Genomic DNA, 13755 nt, shown 5'->3' on the forward strand with positions numbered 1-13755 from the left:
GCAAGTTCAGCGCGGTTCCACACCTGTTTCCATCCCTGAGGACGGCTGCGGACGCGGAAAGGCCCGGTGACCGGACATCTCGGCCCCCGCATCGGGCGGAAGCTTGAGGAAGACCAGCGAGGAGAGGGCGGCGATGATCGCAACCGACCAGAAGGCGACGGCGAAATCCGGCACGCCCATGGTGCCGGCGCCTCGCATCCAGACGGACGTCTCGAGCGCCGCAGCACCAATCGCCACCCCGGTGCTTAACGAAACCTGCTGCGCCACGCTGGACAGGCTGGTGGCCGAACTCATGTCGCGTTGCGACACGTCCGCATACGCAATGGCGTTCAGGCTGGTGAATTGCATGGACCGGAAACACCCGCCGGCGAACAGCAGGAGCATGATCGCCCAATGGGGCGTCATGGGGGTGAACAGGCCGTTGATGGCGATGAAGGCCGCGCCGATGAGCGAGTTGACGATCAGCAGGCGGCGGAACCCGGTGAGTTCGAGCACCCGCTTGGCGAGGGTCTTGGTGAACAGGGCCCCGACGGCCGAGATGAAAGTCAGCGAACCGGAGGCGAGAGGCGAGAGGCCGAAGCCGATCTGCAGCAAGAGAGGCAGCAGGAACGGAATAGCCCCGATTCCGACCCGGAACATCGAGCCGCCGATGATGCTGGCACGGAACGTCGGCAGCCGGAACAACCCGAGCTTCATCACCGGATGGGGAGTTCGTCGTGCATGGAGCACGAAAAGCACGATGCAGAGCGTGCCGAGAAGCACGCAGGCGATGGACACCCGCAGCGGTACCAGGTGACCGCCCGAGGCAAACCCCATCATCAGCAGCGCGAGGCCCATGCCCGACAGCAGGAACCCGACAATGTCGAGTGGCGGGATCTGCTCTTCCTTGATGTTGGGAATGAACCGGATCGACAGGAATATCCCGAGGATGCCGATGGGAATGTTGATGAAGAAGATCCAGCGCCAGTCGAAATAGGTGGTGATGAAACCGCCGAGCACCGGCCCGAAAATCGGCCCGATGGTGGCCGGGATCGTCAATGTCGCCAGCGCCTGGACGATCTCGTTGCGCGGAATGCTGCGCAGCAGCACCAAACGTCCGACCGGCACCATCATGGCGCCGCCCATCCCCTGGACAAACCGGGCGAACACGAAACCCTCAAGGGAGTTCGCCCATGCGCAGGAGAGGGAGCCCGCCATGAACACGCCGAGCGCTGCCGTAAAAATCGTCTTGGCGCCAAAGCGGTCGGCCATCCAGCCGGAGACCGGGATGAAGATGGCAAGGCCCACGAGGTAGGAAGTCAACGCGAGCTTCAGGGCGATCGGCTCGACACCGATATCCATGGCGATCATCGGCAACGAGGTCGCGATGACCGTCGAATCCGTGTTCTCCATAAAGAGCGCGGTCGCGATAATCAGGGGCAGAAGGCGGGAGGGTCGCATGACTCTCTGGATTTAGCGCCCTGCGGCGAAGTTGCAAACCAAATCGGACGCACGGCAGGTCTTCGGTCATTGCTTGCGGGAACGCTTTGAGAAACCGGACGCCCGTGCTACGGACCCTCGCCAACTCGATGCCGCAGCCACGCTCGGCACGTTCACCACTTGTTCCAGGAGTTGGCCATGGCCCGCATTATCGATCAGCTCATCGAAGGACTGACCTTCGATGACGTCCTGTTGCGGCCCGGCCGCTCCGAAGTTCTGCCAAGCGACGTGAACATCGCCACGCAGCTCACCAAGACGATTTCCCTCAACCTCCCGATCATTGCGTCCGCCATGGATACGGTGACGGAGGGCAAGATGGCCATCGCCATGGCCCAGCACGGCGGCATCGGCGTCATCCACCGCAATCTCGAGCCGGACGCGCAGGCCGAGCAGGTGCGTCTGGTCAAGCGCTACGAGTCGGGCATGGTGATGAACCCCATCACCATCCACCCGGACGAGACCCTGGCCGACGCGTTCGCCCTGATGAAGCATCACGGCATTTCGGGCATTCCCGTCGTCGAGCGCGGTCCTGCGGGCTCCAATGGCAAGCTCGTGGGCATCCTGACCAACCGGGATGTCCGGTTTGCCAACAACACGGCACAGCCCGTCTCCGAACTCATGACCAAGGATCGGCTGATCACCGTCCGGGAGGGGGTCAACCAGGACGAGGCCCGCCGGCTGCTGCACCAGTTCCGCATCGAGAAGCTGCTCGTCGTCGACGATCATTACCGCTGCATCGGCTTGATCACCGTCAAGGATATCGAGAAGCAGGTCGCCCATCCCAACGCCGCCAAGGATTCGCAAGGTCGGCTGCGGGTCGCTGCCGCGACGACCACCGGCGAGCAGGGGTTCGAGCGCTCCGAGCGTCTGATCGATGCGGGCTGCGATGTCATCGTCGTGGATACGGCCCACGGGCATTCCGTGCGGGTGCTGGAAAGTGTGACACGGGCGAAGAAGCTGTCGAACGCCGTTCAGGTCATCGCCGGCAACGTCGCGACCCGGGAAGGCGCCAAGGCGCTCATCGATGCTGGGGCGGACGCGGTCAAGGTCGGCATCGGTCCGGGCTCGATCTGCACCACCCGCATCGTCGCCGGCGTCGGCGTTCCGCAGCTCACCGCCATCATGGAGGCGGTCGAGGCCGCCGTGGAGGCGGGCATCCCCGTCATCGCCGATGGCGGCATCAAGTTCTCCGGCGACCTCGCCAAGGCGATCGCGGCCGGCGCCTCCTGCGCCATGGTGGGATCGCTGCTCGCGGGAACGGACGAGACCCCCGGCGACGTCTTCCTCTACCAGGGAAGGTCCTACAAATCCTATCGCGGCATGGGATCGGTGGGCGCCATGGCGCGCGGCTCCGCCGATCGCTACTTCCAGGCGGAGGTGCGCGACACCCTGAAACTCGTCCCGGAAGGAATCGAGGGACAGGTGGCCTACAAGGGCCCGGTCTCCGGCGTCCTGCACCAGCTCTCAGGCGGCCTTCGCGCCTCCATGGGCTATGTGGGCGCCGCGGATCTCGCCGAGTTTCACGCGAAGGCGCAGTTCATCCGCATCACCAATGCGGGCCTGCGCGAAAGCCACGTGCACGATGTCACCATCACCCGGGAAAGCCCCAATTACCCCGGGCGTTCGTGAGTTCAGCCTGACCCCGTGACAGGCGCGGCCCCGGCCGGACCTGTCGCCCATTTTTGCCCGAAAGTGCCCTCATGACCATCACAGCCATCCTTCTGCCGGTCTTCGTGCAGGTCGCCCTGATCTTCGTGCTGATGATCGGAATGGGCCGCTCCCGCATCGGACATCTGCGACGCGGCGACGTCGCGATCGGCGAGATCGCGCTGAACAACGGCTCATGGCCCACCCGCACGCAGCAGATCTCGAACGCTTATGGCAACCAGTTCGAGCTGCCGGTGCTCTTCCTGATCCTCGTGGCGCTGGCGATCATCACGCGGAAGGCCGATCTGGTTTTCGTGGTGATGTCCTGGATCTTCGTGGTGACGCGGCTGGTTCATGCCTTCGTCCACGTCACCTCCAACAAGGTGCAGCAGCGTTTCATGGTGTTCCTGATCGGCGCGCTGATCCTGGCGCTCATGTGGATCATGTTTGCCATGCGCATCATCGCCGCCGAGGCGGGCATTTAAGACCCTTTCCGAACCGGCATGGCGGGCCTTGCAGGGCCAGCCGGCCGGTTCGGTTCGGGTCGGTTGCACTGACAGGGCGAAAGCGGCTAGGTCCGTCTTCCGCTCTCGAGCTGCGTCTTGGCGTCCGTCTGTTTGCGCGGCGGAGCCGAAAAGTCAGCGGGCGGCGGTGTGGTGGCGCAGGCGGCAACCGCCACAGTGAGCACCACGGCGGCAAGACGCGTCAGGACAGTCAGCATTGTGATATGGCTCCGGAAGGACCACGTGCGACATGCACGCGTCTGAAACTACGATCCGGATCGCGACAGAAGCTAGGATATAATGTGTCTATTGTACGACCAGGGCCGAGTGTGATGTTCCGATGACACCTGCAGCACGCATCTCCGCCGCCATCGAGGTTCTGGGCGATATCGAAACCCGCCGCCGCCCGGCGACCGACGCCCTCAAGGATTGGGGCCTGTCGCATCGCTTTGCCGGGTCCAAGGACCGGGCAGCCATCGCCAGCCTTGTCTACGATTCCCTTCGCCGCAAGGCCTCGGCCGCCTGGATCATGGACGACGCTACCCCGCGCGGCGTGGTGCTGGGCATGCTGGTGCTGCAGCGCCGTTTGTCCTTCGCAGACATTTCCCGGCTGTTCTCCGGCGAGCGCTTTGCGGCCGAACCGCCAACCGGCGAGGAACGCGCCCGCATCGAGGGCGCGGATCTGAGCAAGGCGCCGGCCGCCATCGCGGGGGATTTTCCGGACTGGATCGAACCTTCGCTCCGCAGCGTCTTCGGCGACGATCTCGTGCCCGAGATGCAGGCGCTGACCGCGCGGGCGCCCCTCGACCTGCGGGTGAACGCCCTGAAAGTCACGGCTCGCTCCGAGGCCCATGACATGCTGCCCCATCTCGGTGCGGTCGAGACGCCCCTGTCGGCCTGGGGATTACGGATTCAGCCGGGTGAGGACGGGCGGGGACCCGCTGTCCAGTCCGAGCCGGAATTCATCAAGGGCTGGATCGAGATCCAGGACGAGGGCTCGCAGCTCGCAGCCCAGCTCTCGGGCGTACAGCCGGACGAGCAGGTGGTCGATCTCTGCGCCGGCGGCGGCGGCAAGACCCTGGCGCTCGCAGCGATCATGAACAATCACGGCCAGCTCTACGCCACCGATTCGGATGCCCGGCGGCTGGCGCCCATCCACGAGCGGGTGACTCGGGCGGGCGTGCGCAACGTCCAGATCCGGACACCGCGGGCCAAGGCCGATGCGGTGGCCGATCTCGACGGCAAGATCGACTGCGTCGTGGTCGATGCGCCCTGCACCGGCATCGGCACCTGGCGTCGCAACCCGGACGCCAAGTGGCGTCTGCGTCCCGGCAGCCTCGATGTGCGGCGCAACGAGCAGGCGATCGTGCTCGACCGGGCAGGGGCCCTGGTCAAATCCGGAGGCCGGGTGCTCTACATCACCTGCTCGATCCTGCCGGAAGAGAACGACGGCGCGGTCAGCGCCTTCCTCGACCGCACGCCCGGTTTTGCGGCTGTCCCTGTCGACGACATGCTGAAGGCCGCAGGCCTCGAGCACCTTGCCCCGGTCATCCGCCGGACGACCCATGGTCTCCAGATGACGCCGCTTAAGACCGGGACGGATGGGTTCTACGTGGCCATGCTGCGAAAAACCTGAACCGCCTTGACCCATTCTTGCCGAAAAGACGCCACAGCCGTAGAGACGTTGCCATGACCCAGACCCACGACAAGATCCTCATCGTCGATTTCGGCTCCCAGGTGACCCAGCTCATCGCCCGCCGCGTGCGGGAGGACGGGGTCTATTGCGAGGTGGTGCCGTTTCAGAAGGCCGAAGCGGCTTTTCGTGAGATGAAGCCGAAGGCGGTCATCCTCTCCGGCGGACCGGAATCGGTCACCACCGACGCCTCGCCCCGCGCGCCGCATGCGCTGTTCGACGCCGATGTCCCCGTGTTCGGCATCTGCTACGGCCAGCAGGCGATGGCGGACCAGCTCGGCGGCGAGGTCGAGGGCGGCCACCATGCGGAATTCGGCCGGGCCGAAATCGAGATCACCGCCGACAGCCCGCTCTTCAAGGGCGTCTGGCATGTGGGCGAGAAGCATCCGGTCTGGATGAGCCACGGCGACCGGGTCACCCGGCTGCCCGAGGGTTTCAAGACGCTGGCGGTGTCGGACAACGCGCCTTTCGCGGTCGTGGCCGACGAGGCGCGCAAGTTCTACGGCGTGCAGTTCCACCCGGAGGTTGTCCATACCCCGCAAGGCGAAAAGCTGATCCGCAATTTCGTGCGCGACATTGCCGGCTGCCGCGGCGACTGGACCATGAAGGCGTTCCGCGACGAGTCGATTGCGCGCATCCGCGAGCAGGTCGGCAAGGGCCGCGTGATCTGCGGCCTGTCGGGCGGCGTGGATTCGGCCGTCGCCGCTGTGCTGATCCACGAAGCGATCGGCGACCAGCTCACGTGTGTGTTCGTCGATCACGGCCTGATGCGCGAGTCGGAGGCCGAGCAGGTCGTCACCCTGTTCCGCGATTCCTACAACATCCCGCTGGTGCATGTGCAGGCGCAGGACCTGTTCATCGGCGCGCTCGAGGGCGTGTCCGATCCGGAGGTGAAGCGCAAGACCATCGGCAAGCTCTTCATCGACGTGTTCGAGGAGGAGGCGCGCAAGATCGGCGGCGCCGATTTCCTCGCCCAGGGCACGCTCTATCCGGATGTGATCGAAAGCGTCTCGTTTACAGGCGGCCCCTCGGTGACCATCAAGAGCCACCACAATGTGGGCGGCCTGCCCGAGCGCATGAACATGAAGCTCGTGGAGCCCCTGCGCGAGCTGTTCAAGGACGAGGTCCGCAAGCTCGGCCGGGAACTCGGCCTGCCACAAGCCTTCGTCGGCCGCCATCCGTTCCCCGGCCCGGGCCTCGCCATCCGCCTGCCGGGCGAGATCACCCGCGAAAAGCTCGACATCCTGCGCAAGGCCGACACGGTCTATCTCGACGAGATCCGCAAGGCCGGCCTCTACGACGACATCTGGCAGGCCTTCGCCGTGCTGCTGCCGGTGAAGACCGTGGGCGTCATGGGCGACGGCCGCACCTATGATTTCGTCTGTGCGCTGCGCGCCGTCACCTCCGTCGACGGCATGACGGCCGATTTCTACCCCTTCGAGATGTCCTTCCTCGGCCGCGTCGCCACCCGGATCATCAACGAAGTCAAGGGCATCAACCGGGTCACCTACGACATCACATCAAAGCCGCCGGGGACGATCGAGTGGGAGTGAGGGTCACTGGAAATGGCTGTGTTCAGCGGCAATAAACGGTCTCGAAATCGCTTCGCTGCTGGTGGAACGCGGTAGGAGAGAGGCGATTCGGACACTCGCCTCGGCACATGGCGCCATTCGCTATCCTTGATTGGCGAAGTCGCGAGCAAGGTCGATGAAGGCTCGAAACGCTGCCGAGGGATTGCGTCGGCTCGGGTAGTAAAGGCACAGTGGCGCAAGTGGCGGCGTCCAGTCTTCCAGGACGCGCACGAGACGCCCCGTCGCAATGTCGTCGCGAACGTCCGATTCCATGAAGAAACCAATGCCGAAATCGTCCAGTACGGCTATTCGCGAAAGGCTGGCCTCATCGAGCGTGATCGCTCCGTGAACGTCGATAAGGATCGGTTGCCCGTCCTTTTCGAAATGCCATCGGTAAAGTGCTCCATTTGGCAGCCGGACGCGTACGCAGGAGTGATCAGCAAGGTCGGGAGGCACGCGCGGTCTGTCGTTGCTCTGGAAGTAAGCCGGGGAGGCGACTGCCGCATAACGACGGGGATGCCCCAGCGGGATCGCGATCATGTCGCTGGGGACGAGATCCGCGTTCCGGATGCCGATGTCAAAGCCATCCGCGATGATGTCGACAAGCCGGCCCTCGGTGACGAGATCGATATGCACCTTGGGGTGTCGTCGCAGGAAACGAAGCAGAAGCGGCGCCAGTATCTCACGCGCGGCGGTTGCATACGCATTTATCCGCAGCGTTCCCGATGGCGTTTCCTGCTGCGAACGCGCGCCTTCCATTGCATCGTGCAGATCTTGCAGCGCAGGACCGATCTTATCGACGAAGTTACGTCCGGCATCCGTCAGCGAGACGCTTCGGGTCGTCCGGTTGAATAAGCGGACTCCTAGCTGGCGCTCCAGCTTGCCAATGGCGTTGCTGAGCGCGGTCGTCGACATTTCCAGATCGAGGGCTGCCGCCCGGAACGAGCCCCTGCGCGCAATTGCGAGAACGGAATCGAACGCGATCAAGTTATGTCCGCTCATTGTCCTGCTTTTCGCAACGTTTCATCGCGATTTATCCTGATTATCAACGCTGACGTCCATCTCTAATTTGGGGTGAGGGTCGCGGGCAGATCGTTGCTGACGATCCGCCAATCCGAACAAACTCACGATGGAGAATAACGATGGCTGTCGAACTCCCCAAAACAGTTGCCGCGTATTTCGCTGCGGACAGAGAGCAAGCTGCTGACGCTCTTTCCCGATACTTCACCGACGACGCGGTGGTTCGAGACGAGGGGAGTACCTACACCGGTCGCAGCGCGATCCGACAATGGAAGGCGGGTGCCTCGCAAAAATATACCTACACCGTCGAGCCCTTCTCGATCGCGCGTGAGGGCGATCGGACGGTCGTCACGAGCCATGTCGTCGGCGATTTTCCCGGCAGCCCTGTCGATCTTCGCTACGCCTTCGTTCTGGAAGGCGAGAAGATCGCGGCGTTGGAGATCACGCCATGAGAGCGGATATCCAGAGCGCGAAGCAGGACGCCGGTATCATCCCGTTCATGAACTTGAAGGGGAAACGGGCGTTGATCACGTCCGGCACGCGCGGTGCCGGAGCGGCGACGTTTGCCCTCTTTCGTGACCTCGGCGCACAGATTGTGACAACCGCCCGTACCCAGCCCGCCGACTTGCCTGACTCGCTGTTCGTCGCCGCCGATCTGACCAGCACCGATGGCTGCGCCGCATTGGCCGCCGCCGTGCGGGAGCGTTTGGGAGGCGTGGACATCATCGTCCATATGTTGGGCGGCTCTTCTGCCCCCAGCGGCGGTTTCGAGGCTTTGACCGATGCGATTTGGCGCAAGGAACTTGATCTCAATCTCATGCCGGCGGTCCGCCTGGATCGCGAACTCGTTCCAGATATGGTGTCGCGCGGATCTGGCGTCGTCATCCACGTGACATCCATTCAACGTCAACTGCCTCTGCCCGAGGCGACGACGGCCTATGCTGCAGCAAAGGCGGCTCTGTCGACATACAGCAAGAGCCTTTCAAAGCAGGTATCGCCCCACGGCGTCCGCGTCGTTCGCGTGTCCCCCGGCTGGATCGAAACCGAGGCGTCCGTTCAGCTGGCGACGCGGCTGGCGGCGGACCATGGCGGTGACGTCGAGCAAGGCAAGAGAATGATCATGGATTCGCTTGGCGGGATACCGATAGGTCGCCCCTCGAAGCCGGAGGAAGTGGCAAGCCTTATCGCCTTCCTGGCATCCGATCGCGCAGGCACCATCACGGGGTCGGAATATGTCATCGACGGCGGAACCGTGCCGACCGTGTGAACAACCCAATCGGAGGCATGGACAAGAGCGTCTCAGGCAGAAGCGAATGGGCGCTCGCCGCGACGAGGACGGGGGAGGTGTTCTGGCCGGGAAGGGAGGTGGCCGGAATGATCGCGCATTTCAGATGCGCCACAATCCTAGGGCGTTTAAAGGACGAGCGATCTGCTGAGGATCATTCCCGACGTCGCCTTCGTGAGCAAACGCGTGGTTTTCACGGGATTTCTGAGACATCGTTTGTGGACTGGTAGACATCTGGGCATTGCCAGAATGCGACCGACGGGAGTGGCTGACACGGTCCATTCTCTGAGTCGCTGAACGAAGAAATGGCGTGAGATCGGCACTCCCCGTCAGTCACTCTCCCCATCCAGCGACACCGTGGCCGCCAAAGATCATGCGGCGAATCCAAGGCTGCGTTAGCGAGGAGCTGAATCCTGGCACTGGCGCGCTGGCGGTGTCGAGCCGCTGCATCTGTTCGGCGGTCATGCGTATCTCTGCTGCAGCAATGTTGCTTTCCAGCTGCGACAGCCTGCTCGCGCCGATCAGTGTCGATGTCACGCCTGGGCGGCTCAACGTCCAGGCCAGCGCCACCTGCGCGGCCGGTCGATCGAGGTCTCTTGCAACGGCCTGCAATACATCAAGAATCTCCCAGTTTCGATCGACGAACTTGCTGTTGCCGAATGGATTGGCGCCGCTCAATCGGCCGGTGTCCGCCGTGTTCCCGCGCGAATATTTGCCCGTGAGGAAGCCACCCGCGAGAGGGCTCCACGGCATGACCCCCATCGCGCCTTCGCGCGCCACGGGGAAATGCTCCGCTTCCACGTCGCGCGCGACCAACGAATATTCGAGCTGCATCGCGATCGGGCCAGGAACCCGGCGTTCGCTGGCGATGGTCGCTGCCTTCATGGCCATCCATGCAGGCATGTCCGACAGGCCATAATAGCGGATCTTGCCCGCACGAACGAGATCGCCAAGGGTCTGGACGATTTCCTCGACCGGCGTCACGCCGTCCCAGATATGCATCCAGTAGAGATCGACATAGTCGGTTCCCAGCCGCTTGAGCGAGGCGTCGAGCGCGCGGTGGATGTTCTTCGCGCCCGCGCCGCCCGCATTGGGGTTTCCGCGCCCGGCCTGGGTCGCGGCGAGGGGGTTCGCCGAGCCGTTGAACGCGAACTTGGTCGCCAGCACGATCTCGTCGCGGCTTCCACTGTCAGCGATGAACCTGCCCACCAACGTCTCGCTCTCGCCGCCCGCGTAGATGTCGGCGGTGTCGACGAAATTGCCGCCTGCCTCCCGATATGCATTGAAAATTGCGCGGGACGTCGCTTCGTCGGCACCCCAGTCGCCCGGGCCAAAGGTCATTGTCCCGAGTGCAAGCGGGCTGACGACGAGGCCGGACCGGCCAAGCGTCACGAAATCGGAGAGGGACATGAGCCAGCTTTCATAGTGTTTGTTACGAAAATTATGATAGACCGCTCGAGACGAGTCAATTTGTTTCAGAGTGATCACTATGAAAAATCCAGACGACGGTTCTCCCCCCCGCCGCAAGACCGGACGGCCGCTGTCGTTCGACCGCGACGCAGCGCTCGAACAAGCGATGCTGACCTTCTGGCGGCATGGTTATGAGACGACCTCAATCGTCGATCTCACGACGGCGATGGGGGTGACGGCACCCAGCCTGTACAGCGCGTTCGGCGACAAGAAGCGGTTGTTTCTCGAAGCCGCACGCCTCTACGCAGGCGATCCTGAGGCGATGGCGCGCGACATCCAAGGCGCGCCAAGCGCGTATGACGCTGCGAACGCGATGCTGACCAATGCCGCCGTCATCTATACAGGGGACGCTACCCCCAAGGGATGTCTGCTCGCCAGCGCGACCGCCAGCGGTTCGGCCGCGGCCTGCGAGGTTCAGGGCGCGATTGCCGACATCCGGAAGTCCATGGCTTCCTGCCTCGAGGCAAGAATCAGGAACGATGTGGCGACCGGAAAACTATCCGCTGCCACCGACGCAGCTGCGCTTGCTGGCCTCGTTATGGCTGTCGCTCAGGGAATGTCGGTGCTGGCGCGTGACGGAGCATCACGCTCTTTCCTGCTCGCCATCGTCGGCGCGACAATGGCGGCGTGGCCGCAAGAATGAGGCGGCCCGCGTGTATCCGGGATCAGCATCTCTTCATGGTCCCGGATTGACCGCTCGTTGCCGCCCATCGGTTAGGCGCTGGTGCGCTCGCGTCTCAGATAGCTGACGAGCGCCTGCATTGCAGAGCTCATGTGACGATGCCGCGAGTAGTAGAGCGCGAGGCCGGGATAGGGCGGTGTCCAACTCCCGAGGACCTGCACCACCCGCGCGCTGTGCAAGGCTTCTTCCGCCAAGGCGCGGGTCACATAGGCCAGGCCCAGACCACCGACCGCAGCGGCGAGCGCCAACTTGGTTGAACCCACGACGAGACGGCCGACAGTCCGCACCGTGAAGCTTTCGCCGTCTTTCGCGAATTCCCACCGATAGAGGGCATCGGGCGCCAGGCGCAGCTGAATGCACTGATGCGCCGTCAAGTCGGAGGGCGAGACCAGATGAGGCGCATGTTCAAGATAAGTGGGCGAACCGATGACAATATGCTGTTGCGTCGCCGCCCCGATCGGTATGGCGACGCAATCGTCGGGCACGAGTTCTGCCAAACGGATGCCGCAGTCGAAGCCACCTTCGGCGATATCGACAAGCGCGCCTTCCCCATGGATGTCGACCCGCACGCCCGGCGCCGACTGCATGAAAGGGATCAAAAGCGCTTCCATCACCTGCTCGACAGCGACCACGGAAGCATTGATGCGAATGAGTCCGGTCGGTTCGGCATCGCTTGACGCAAGCTCAGCGACCGCCGCGCTCAACTGGTCGAGCGCGGGGCGGAGCGCGTCAAGAAATCGTCGCCCGGCCTCCGTCAGAGACACATGACGGGTGCTTCGCAAAACAAGCTGTGTCGCCAGCCGTCGTTCGAGCGCCGCGACGGCGTGGCTCAATGCGGATGGGCTGGCACCGGTGGCGCGCGCCGCCGCCCGAAAGCCGCCGTGACGCATGACAGCATCGAATGCCGCCAGTTCCGAGGGGGCTAGCCGCGCGACTGTGCGAAATGTCTCATCATCGCGTTCCATTTTGTCTCCCTAATCGAAACACCGGCCTTTTGCTACATCCGGTCCAGACTTTGGAGGATTGGACATGGCAACGTTGCAAACACCTTTCGCATTCGGCTCAACCGCCGATGATGTCCTCGCGGGGGTCGATCTGTCCGGCAAGACGGTGATCATCACCGGAGGCAGTGGCGGAATCGGAAAGGAGATCGGTCGAGCGCTCGCGAATGCAGGCGCTGCGGTCATCGTATCCGCCCGGGATGCCGAGGCAGCGGCGCCGCTCGTGGCGGAACTGCGCAAGACGACCGGCAACCCGCACGTCGAGGTCCGCGCGCTTGACCTGTCGAGCCTTGCTTCGGTCCATCGGTTCGTCGCGGAATGGAACAGGCCGATCGACGCGCTCGTCAATAATGCCGGGATCATGGCGTTGCCGCAGCTGCAACGCACGCCGGACGGGCGGGAGTTGCAATTTGCCACCAACTTCCTTGGCCATTTCGCGCTGACGTGCGGTCTTCAGCCATGGCTGAGGGAGCGCGGCGGTCGTGTCGTTTCCGTTGCTTCGACAGGCAGTCTTTTCGGCCCCGTGATGTGGGACGATCCTGATTTCCGCTTCGTCCAGTACGACCCTCTGCTCGCCTATGCCCAGTCCAAGACGGCGTGCATCCTTCTGTCGGTCGCCATCGCGCAGCGATGGGCCGCGACTGGGATCACGTCCAACGCGCTCCATCCCGGCGCGATCGCAACCAATCTCCAGCGCCACACGGGAGGACTTCGCACGCCTGAAGCGTACAGAAAGACGCCAGAACAGGGAGCGGCAACCGCCGTCCTGCTGGCAGCCTCGCCGTTCCTCGACGGTGTGTCCGGCCGCTATTTCGAGGATTGCAATGAGGTCGCAACAGTCAGCGAGCGTCCCCAAGGCCGCGCCTCCGGTGTGGCAGCCTACGCTCTGAATCCCGCGAACGCGGATCGCCTGTGGTCCATGGCCAGCGCCATGATCGGAGGCGTGGCATGAAGCGGCGCGTGGGTTTCATCGGGCTGGGCGATCAGGGCGCCCCGATGGCAGCGGCATTGGCATTGCGCCATGACCTGCACGTCTTTGCGCGCCGCGACGCCGCGTATGCCGAACTCGGCCCTGTGCGGTTTGTGCGGGCCCGTGATCCGCAGGCGCTCGCTCGCAGCGTCGATATCCTCTGCCTGTGTCTTCCGGGGGACGCGGAGTTGAGGGAGCTGCTGTTCGCGGACGGCGTGGCGAACGCCCTTCCTGGCGGCGGCATCGTCATCAACCACGCCACCGGTGACCCCGGCGCCGCGATGCAGATCGCAGAGGCGCTTGCGCGAATGGGGCTCGGCTATCTCGATGCCCCGGTCAGTGGGGGCGCTCCGGTGCGGTCGAGGGGACGTTGACCTGCTTCGTCGGCGGCAAGGCTGAGACATTGGATGCGTGCCGACCCGTCATCGCGTGCC

General features: G+C 63.9%; 14 protein-coding genes. 9 read left to right on the forward strand and 5 right to left on the reverse strand.

Annotated elements, in window-relative coordinates; translation table 11 throughout:
* Positions 1 to 6 precede the first annotated feature (6 nt).
* Positions 7 to 1440 (reverse strand): DHA2 family efflux MFS transporter permease subunit, encoded by a 1434-nt coding sequence (locus J4G32_RS10305; RefSeq protein WP_210490040.1) that lies wholly within the window; start codon positions 1438 to 1440, stop codon positions 7 to 9.
* A 177-nt stretch (positions 1441 to 1617) separates the two neighbouring features.
* Here J4G32_RS10305 and guaB point away from each other — a divergent pair, with 177 nt between their 5' ends.
* The gene (guaB, locus tag J4G32_RS10310; RefSeq protein WP_210490058.1) at positions 1618 to 3108 is read left to right on the forward strand and encodes an IMP dehydrogenase; all 1491 of its coding nucleotides are present in this window, start codon (positions 1618 to 1620) and stop codon (positions 3106 to 3108) included.
* Positions 3109 to 3179: 71 nt separating this feature from the next.
* Entirely contained in the window at positions 3180 to 3611 is a 432-nt protein-coding gene (locus J4G32_RS10315; RefSeq protein WP_210490076.1) for an MAPEG family protein, read from the forward strand.
* Between the two features lie 86 nt (positions 3612 to 3697).
* On the opposite strand, the gene J4G32_RS10320 is transcribed toward J4G32_RS10315, so the two are convergent.
* Complete coding sequence (locus J4G32_RS10320) at positions 3698 to 3847, reverse strand: hypothetical protein (RefSeq protein WP_210490087.1); 150 nt, start codon at positions 3845 to 3847, stop codon at positions 3698 to 3700.
* A gap of 122 nt (positions 3848 to 3969) precedes the next feature.
* Between J4G32_RS10320 and J4G32_RS10325 the strand changes: the two genes are divergently transcribed.
* Together J4G32_RS10325 and guaA are read left to right on the forward strand one after the other, a co-directional pair.
* Positions 3970 to 5265 carry an RsmB/NOP family class I SAM-dependent RNA methyltransferase gene (locus J4G32_RS10325; protein WP_210490095.1) on the forward strand — a complete coding sequence of 432 codons (1296 nt, stop codon included), beginning with the start codon at positions 3970 to 3972 and terminating at the stop codon, positions 5263 to 5265.
* Between the two features lie 53 nt (positions 5266 to 5318).
* On the forward strand, positions 5319 to 6875 hold the full coding sequence (gene guaA, locus J4G32_RS10330; RefSeq protein ID WP_210490114.1) for a glutamine-hydrolyzing GMP synthase: 1557 nt from the start codon (positions 5319 to 5321) through the stop codon (positions 6873 to 6875).
* A gap of 120 nt (positions 6876 to 6995) precedes the next feature.
* Here guaA and J4G32_RS10335 read toward each other — a convergent pair whose 3' ends face one another.
* Positions 6996 to 7895 (reverse strand): LysR family transcriptional regulator, encoded by a 900-nt coding sequence (locus tag J4G32_RS10335; RefSeq protein ID WP_210490134.1) that lies wholly within the window; start codon positions 7893 to 7895, stop codon positions 6996 to 6998.
* 140 nt (positions 7896 to 8035) lie between these two features.
* On the opposite strand from J4G32_RS10335, the gene J4G32_RS10340 reads away from it, so the two are divergent.
* Both J4G32_RS10340 and J4G32_RS10345 read left to right on the forward strand, forming a co-directional pair.
* Positions 8036 to 8365 carry a nuclear transport factor 2 family protein gene (locus J4G32_RS10340; protein WP_210490146.1) on the forward strand — a complete coding sequence of 110 codons (330 nt, stop codon included), beginning with the start codon at positions 8036 to 8038 and terminating at the stop codon, positions 8363 to 8365.
* A 35-nt stretch (positions 8366 to 8400) separates the two neighbouring features.
* Positions 8401 to 9180, forward strand: a complete 780-nt coding sequence (locus J4G32_RS10345; RefSeq protein ID WP_210491398.1) for an SDR family oxidoreductase — start codon at positions 8401 to 8403, stop codon at positions 9178 to 9180.
* 351 nt (positions 9181 to 9531) lie between these two features.
* On the opposite strand, the gene J4G32_RS10350 is transcribed toward J4G32_RS10345, so the two are convergent.
* Positions 9532 to 10608, reverse strand: coding sequence for an aldo/keto reductase (locus J4G32_RS10350; protein ID WP_210490159.1), 1077 nt, complete (start codon positions 10606 to 10608; stop codon positions 9532 to 9534).
* Between the two features lie 79 nt (positions 10609 to 10687).
* Here J4G32_RS10350 and J4G32_RS10355 point away from each other — a divergent pair, with 79 nt between their 5' ends.
* Positions 10688 to 11311 carry a TetR/AcrR family transcriptional regulator gene (locus J4G32_RS10355; protein WP_210490163.1) on the forward strand — a complete coding sequence of 208 codons (624 nt, stop codon included), beginning with the start codon at positions 10688 to 10690 and terminating at the stop codon, positions 11309 to 11311.
* Between the two features lie 71 nt (positions 11312 to 11382).
* Here J4G32_RS10355 and J4G32_RS10360 read toward each other — a convergent pair whose 3' ends face one another.
* Entirely contained in the window at positions 11383 to 12315 is a 933-nt protein-coding gene (locus J4G32_RS10360) for a LysR family transcriptional regulator (protein ID WP_246504944.1), read from the reverse strand.
* Positions 12316 to 12379: 64 nt separating this feature from the next.
* Here J4G32_RS10360 and J4G32_RS10365 point away from each other — a divergent pair, with 64 nt between their 5' ends.
* Together J4G32_RS10365 and J4G32_RS10370 are read left to right on the forward strand one after the other, a co-directional pair.
* Positions 12380 to 13303, forward strand: coding sequence for an SDR family NAD(P)-dependent oxidoreductase (locus tag J4G32_RS10365; RefSeq protein ID WP_210490175.1), 924 nt, complete (start codon positions 12380 to 12382; stop codon positions 13301 to 13303).
* Complete coding sequence (locus tag J4G32_RS10370) at positions 13300 to 13695, forward strand: NAD(P)-binding domain-containing protein (protein WP_210490185.1); 396 nt, start codon at positions 13300 to 13302, stop codon at positions 13693 to 13695. Before J4G32_RS10365 ends, J4G32_RS10370 begins: the two co-directional genes overlap by 4 nt.
* Positions 13696 to 13755 lie beyond the last annotated feature (60 nt).

It is taken from the genome of Microvirga antarctica, assembly GCF_017921815.1.
Taxonomy (GTDB): domain Bacteria; phylum Pseudomonadota; class Alphaproteobacteria; order Rhizobiales; family Beijerinckiaceae; genus Microvirga; species Microvirga antarctica.

Excerpts from the sequence above, each read along its gene's own strand:
- J4G32_RS10305 (WP_210490040.1), bottom strand. The coding sequence starts at position 1,440 with ATGCGACCCTCCCGCCTTCTGCCCCTGATTATCGCGACCGCGCTCTTT.
- guaB (WP_210490058.1), top strand. The coding sequence starts at position 1,618 with ATGGCCCGCATTATCGATCAGCTCATCGAAGGACTGACCTTCGATGAC.
- J4G32_RS10315 (WP_210490076.1), top strand. The coding sequence starts at position 3,180 with ATGACCATCACAGCCATCCTTCTGCCGGTCTTCGTGCAGGTCGCCCTG.
- J4G32_RS10320 (WP_210490087.1), bottom strand. The coding sequence starts at position 3,847 with ATGCTGACTGTCCTGACGCGTCTTGCCGCCGTGGTGCTCACTGTGGCG.
- J4G32_RS10325 (WP_210490095.1), top strand. The coding sequence starts at position 3,970 with ATGACACCTGCAGCACGCATCTCCGCCGCCATCGAGGTTCTGGGCGAT.
- guaA (WP_210490114.1), top strand. The coding sequence starts at position 5,319 with ATGACCCAGACCCACGACAAGATCCTCATCGTCGATTTCGGCTCCCAG.
- J4G32_RS10335 (WP_210490134.1), bottom strand. The coding sequence starts at position 7,895 with ATGAGCGGACATAACTTGATCGCGTTCGATTCCGTTCTCGCAATTGCG.
- J4G32_RS10340 (WP_210490146.1), top strand. The coding sequence starts at position 8,036 with ATGGCTGTCGAACTCCCCAAAACAGTTGCCGCGTATTTCGCTGCGGAC.
- J4G32_RS10350 (WP_210490159.1), bottom strand. The coding sequence starts at position 10,608 with ATGTCCCTCTCCGATTTCGTGACGCTTGGCCGGTCCGGCCTCGTCGTC.
- J4G32_RS10355 (WP_210490163.1), top strand. The coding sequence starts at position 10,688 with ATGAAAAATCCAGACGACGGTTCTCCCCCCCGCCGCAAGACCGGACGG.
- J4G32_RS10360 (WP_246504944.1), bottom strand. The coding sequence starts at position 12,315 with ATGGAACGCGATGATGAGACATTTCGCACAGTCGCGCGGCTAGCCCCC.
- J4G32_RS10365 (WP_210490175.1), top strand. The coding sequence starts at position 12,380 with ATGGCAACGTTGCAAACACCTTTCGCATTCGGCTCAACCGCCGATGAT.
- J4G32_RS10370 (WP_210490185.1), top strand. The coding sequence starts at position 13,300 with ATGAAGCGGCGCGTGGGTTTCATCGGGCTGGGCGATCAGGGCGCCCCG.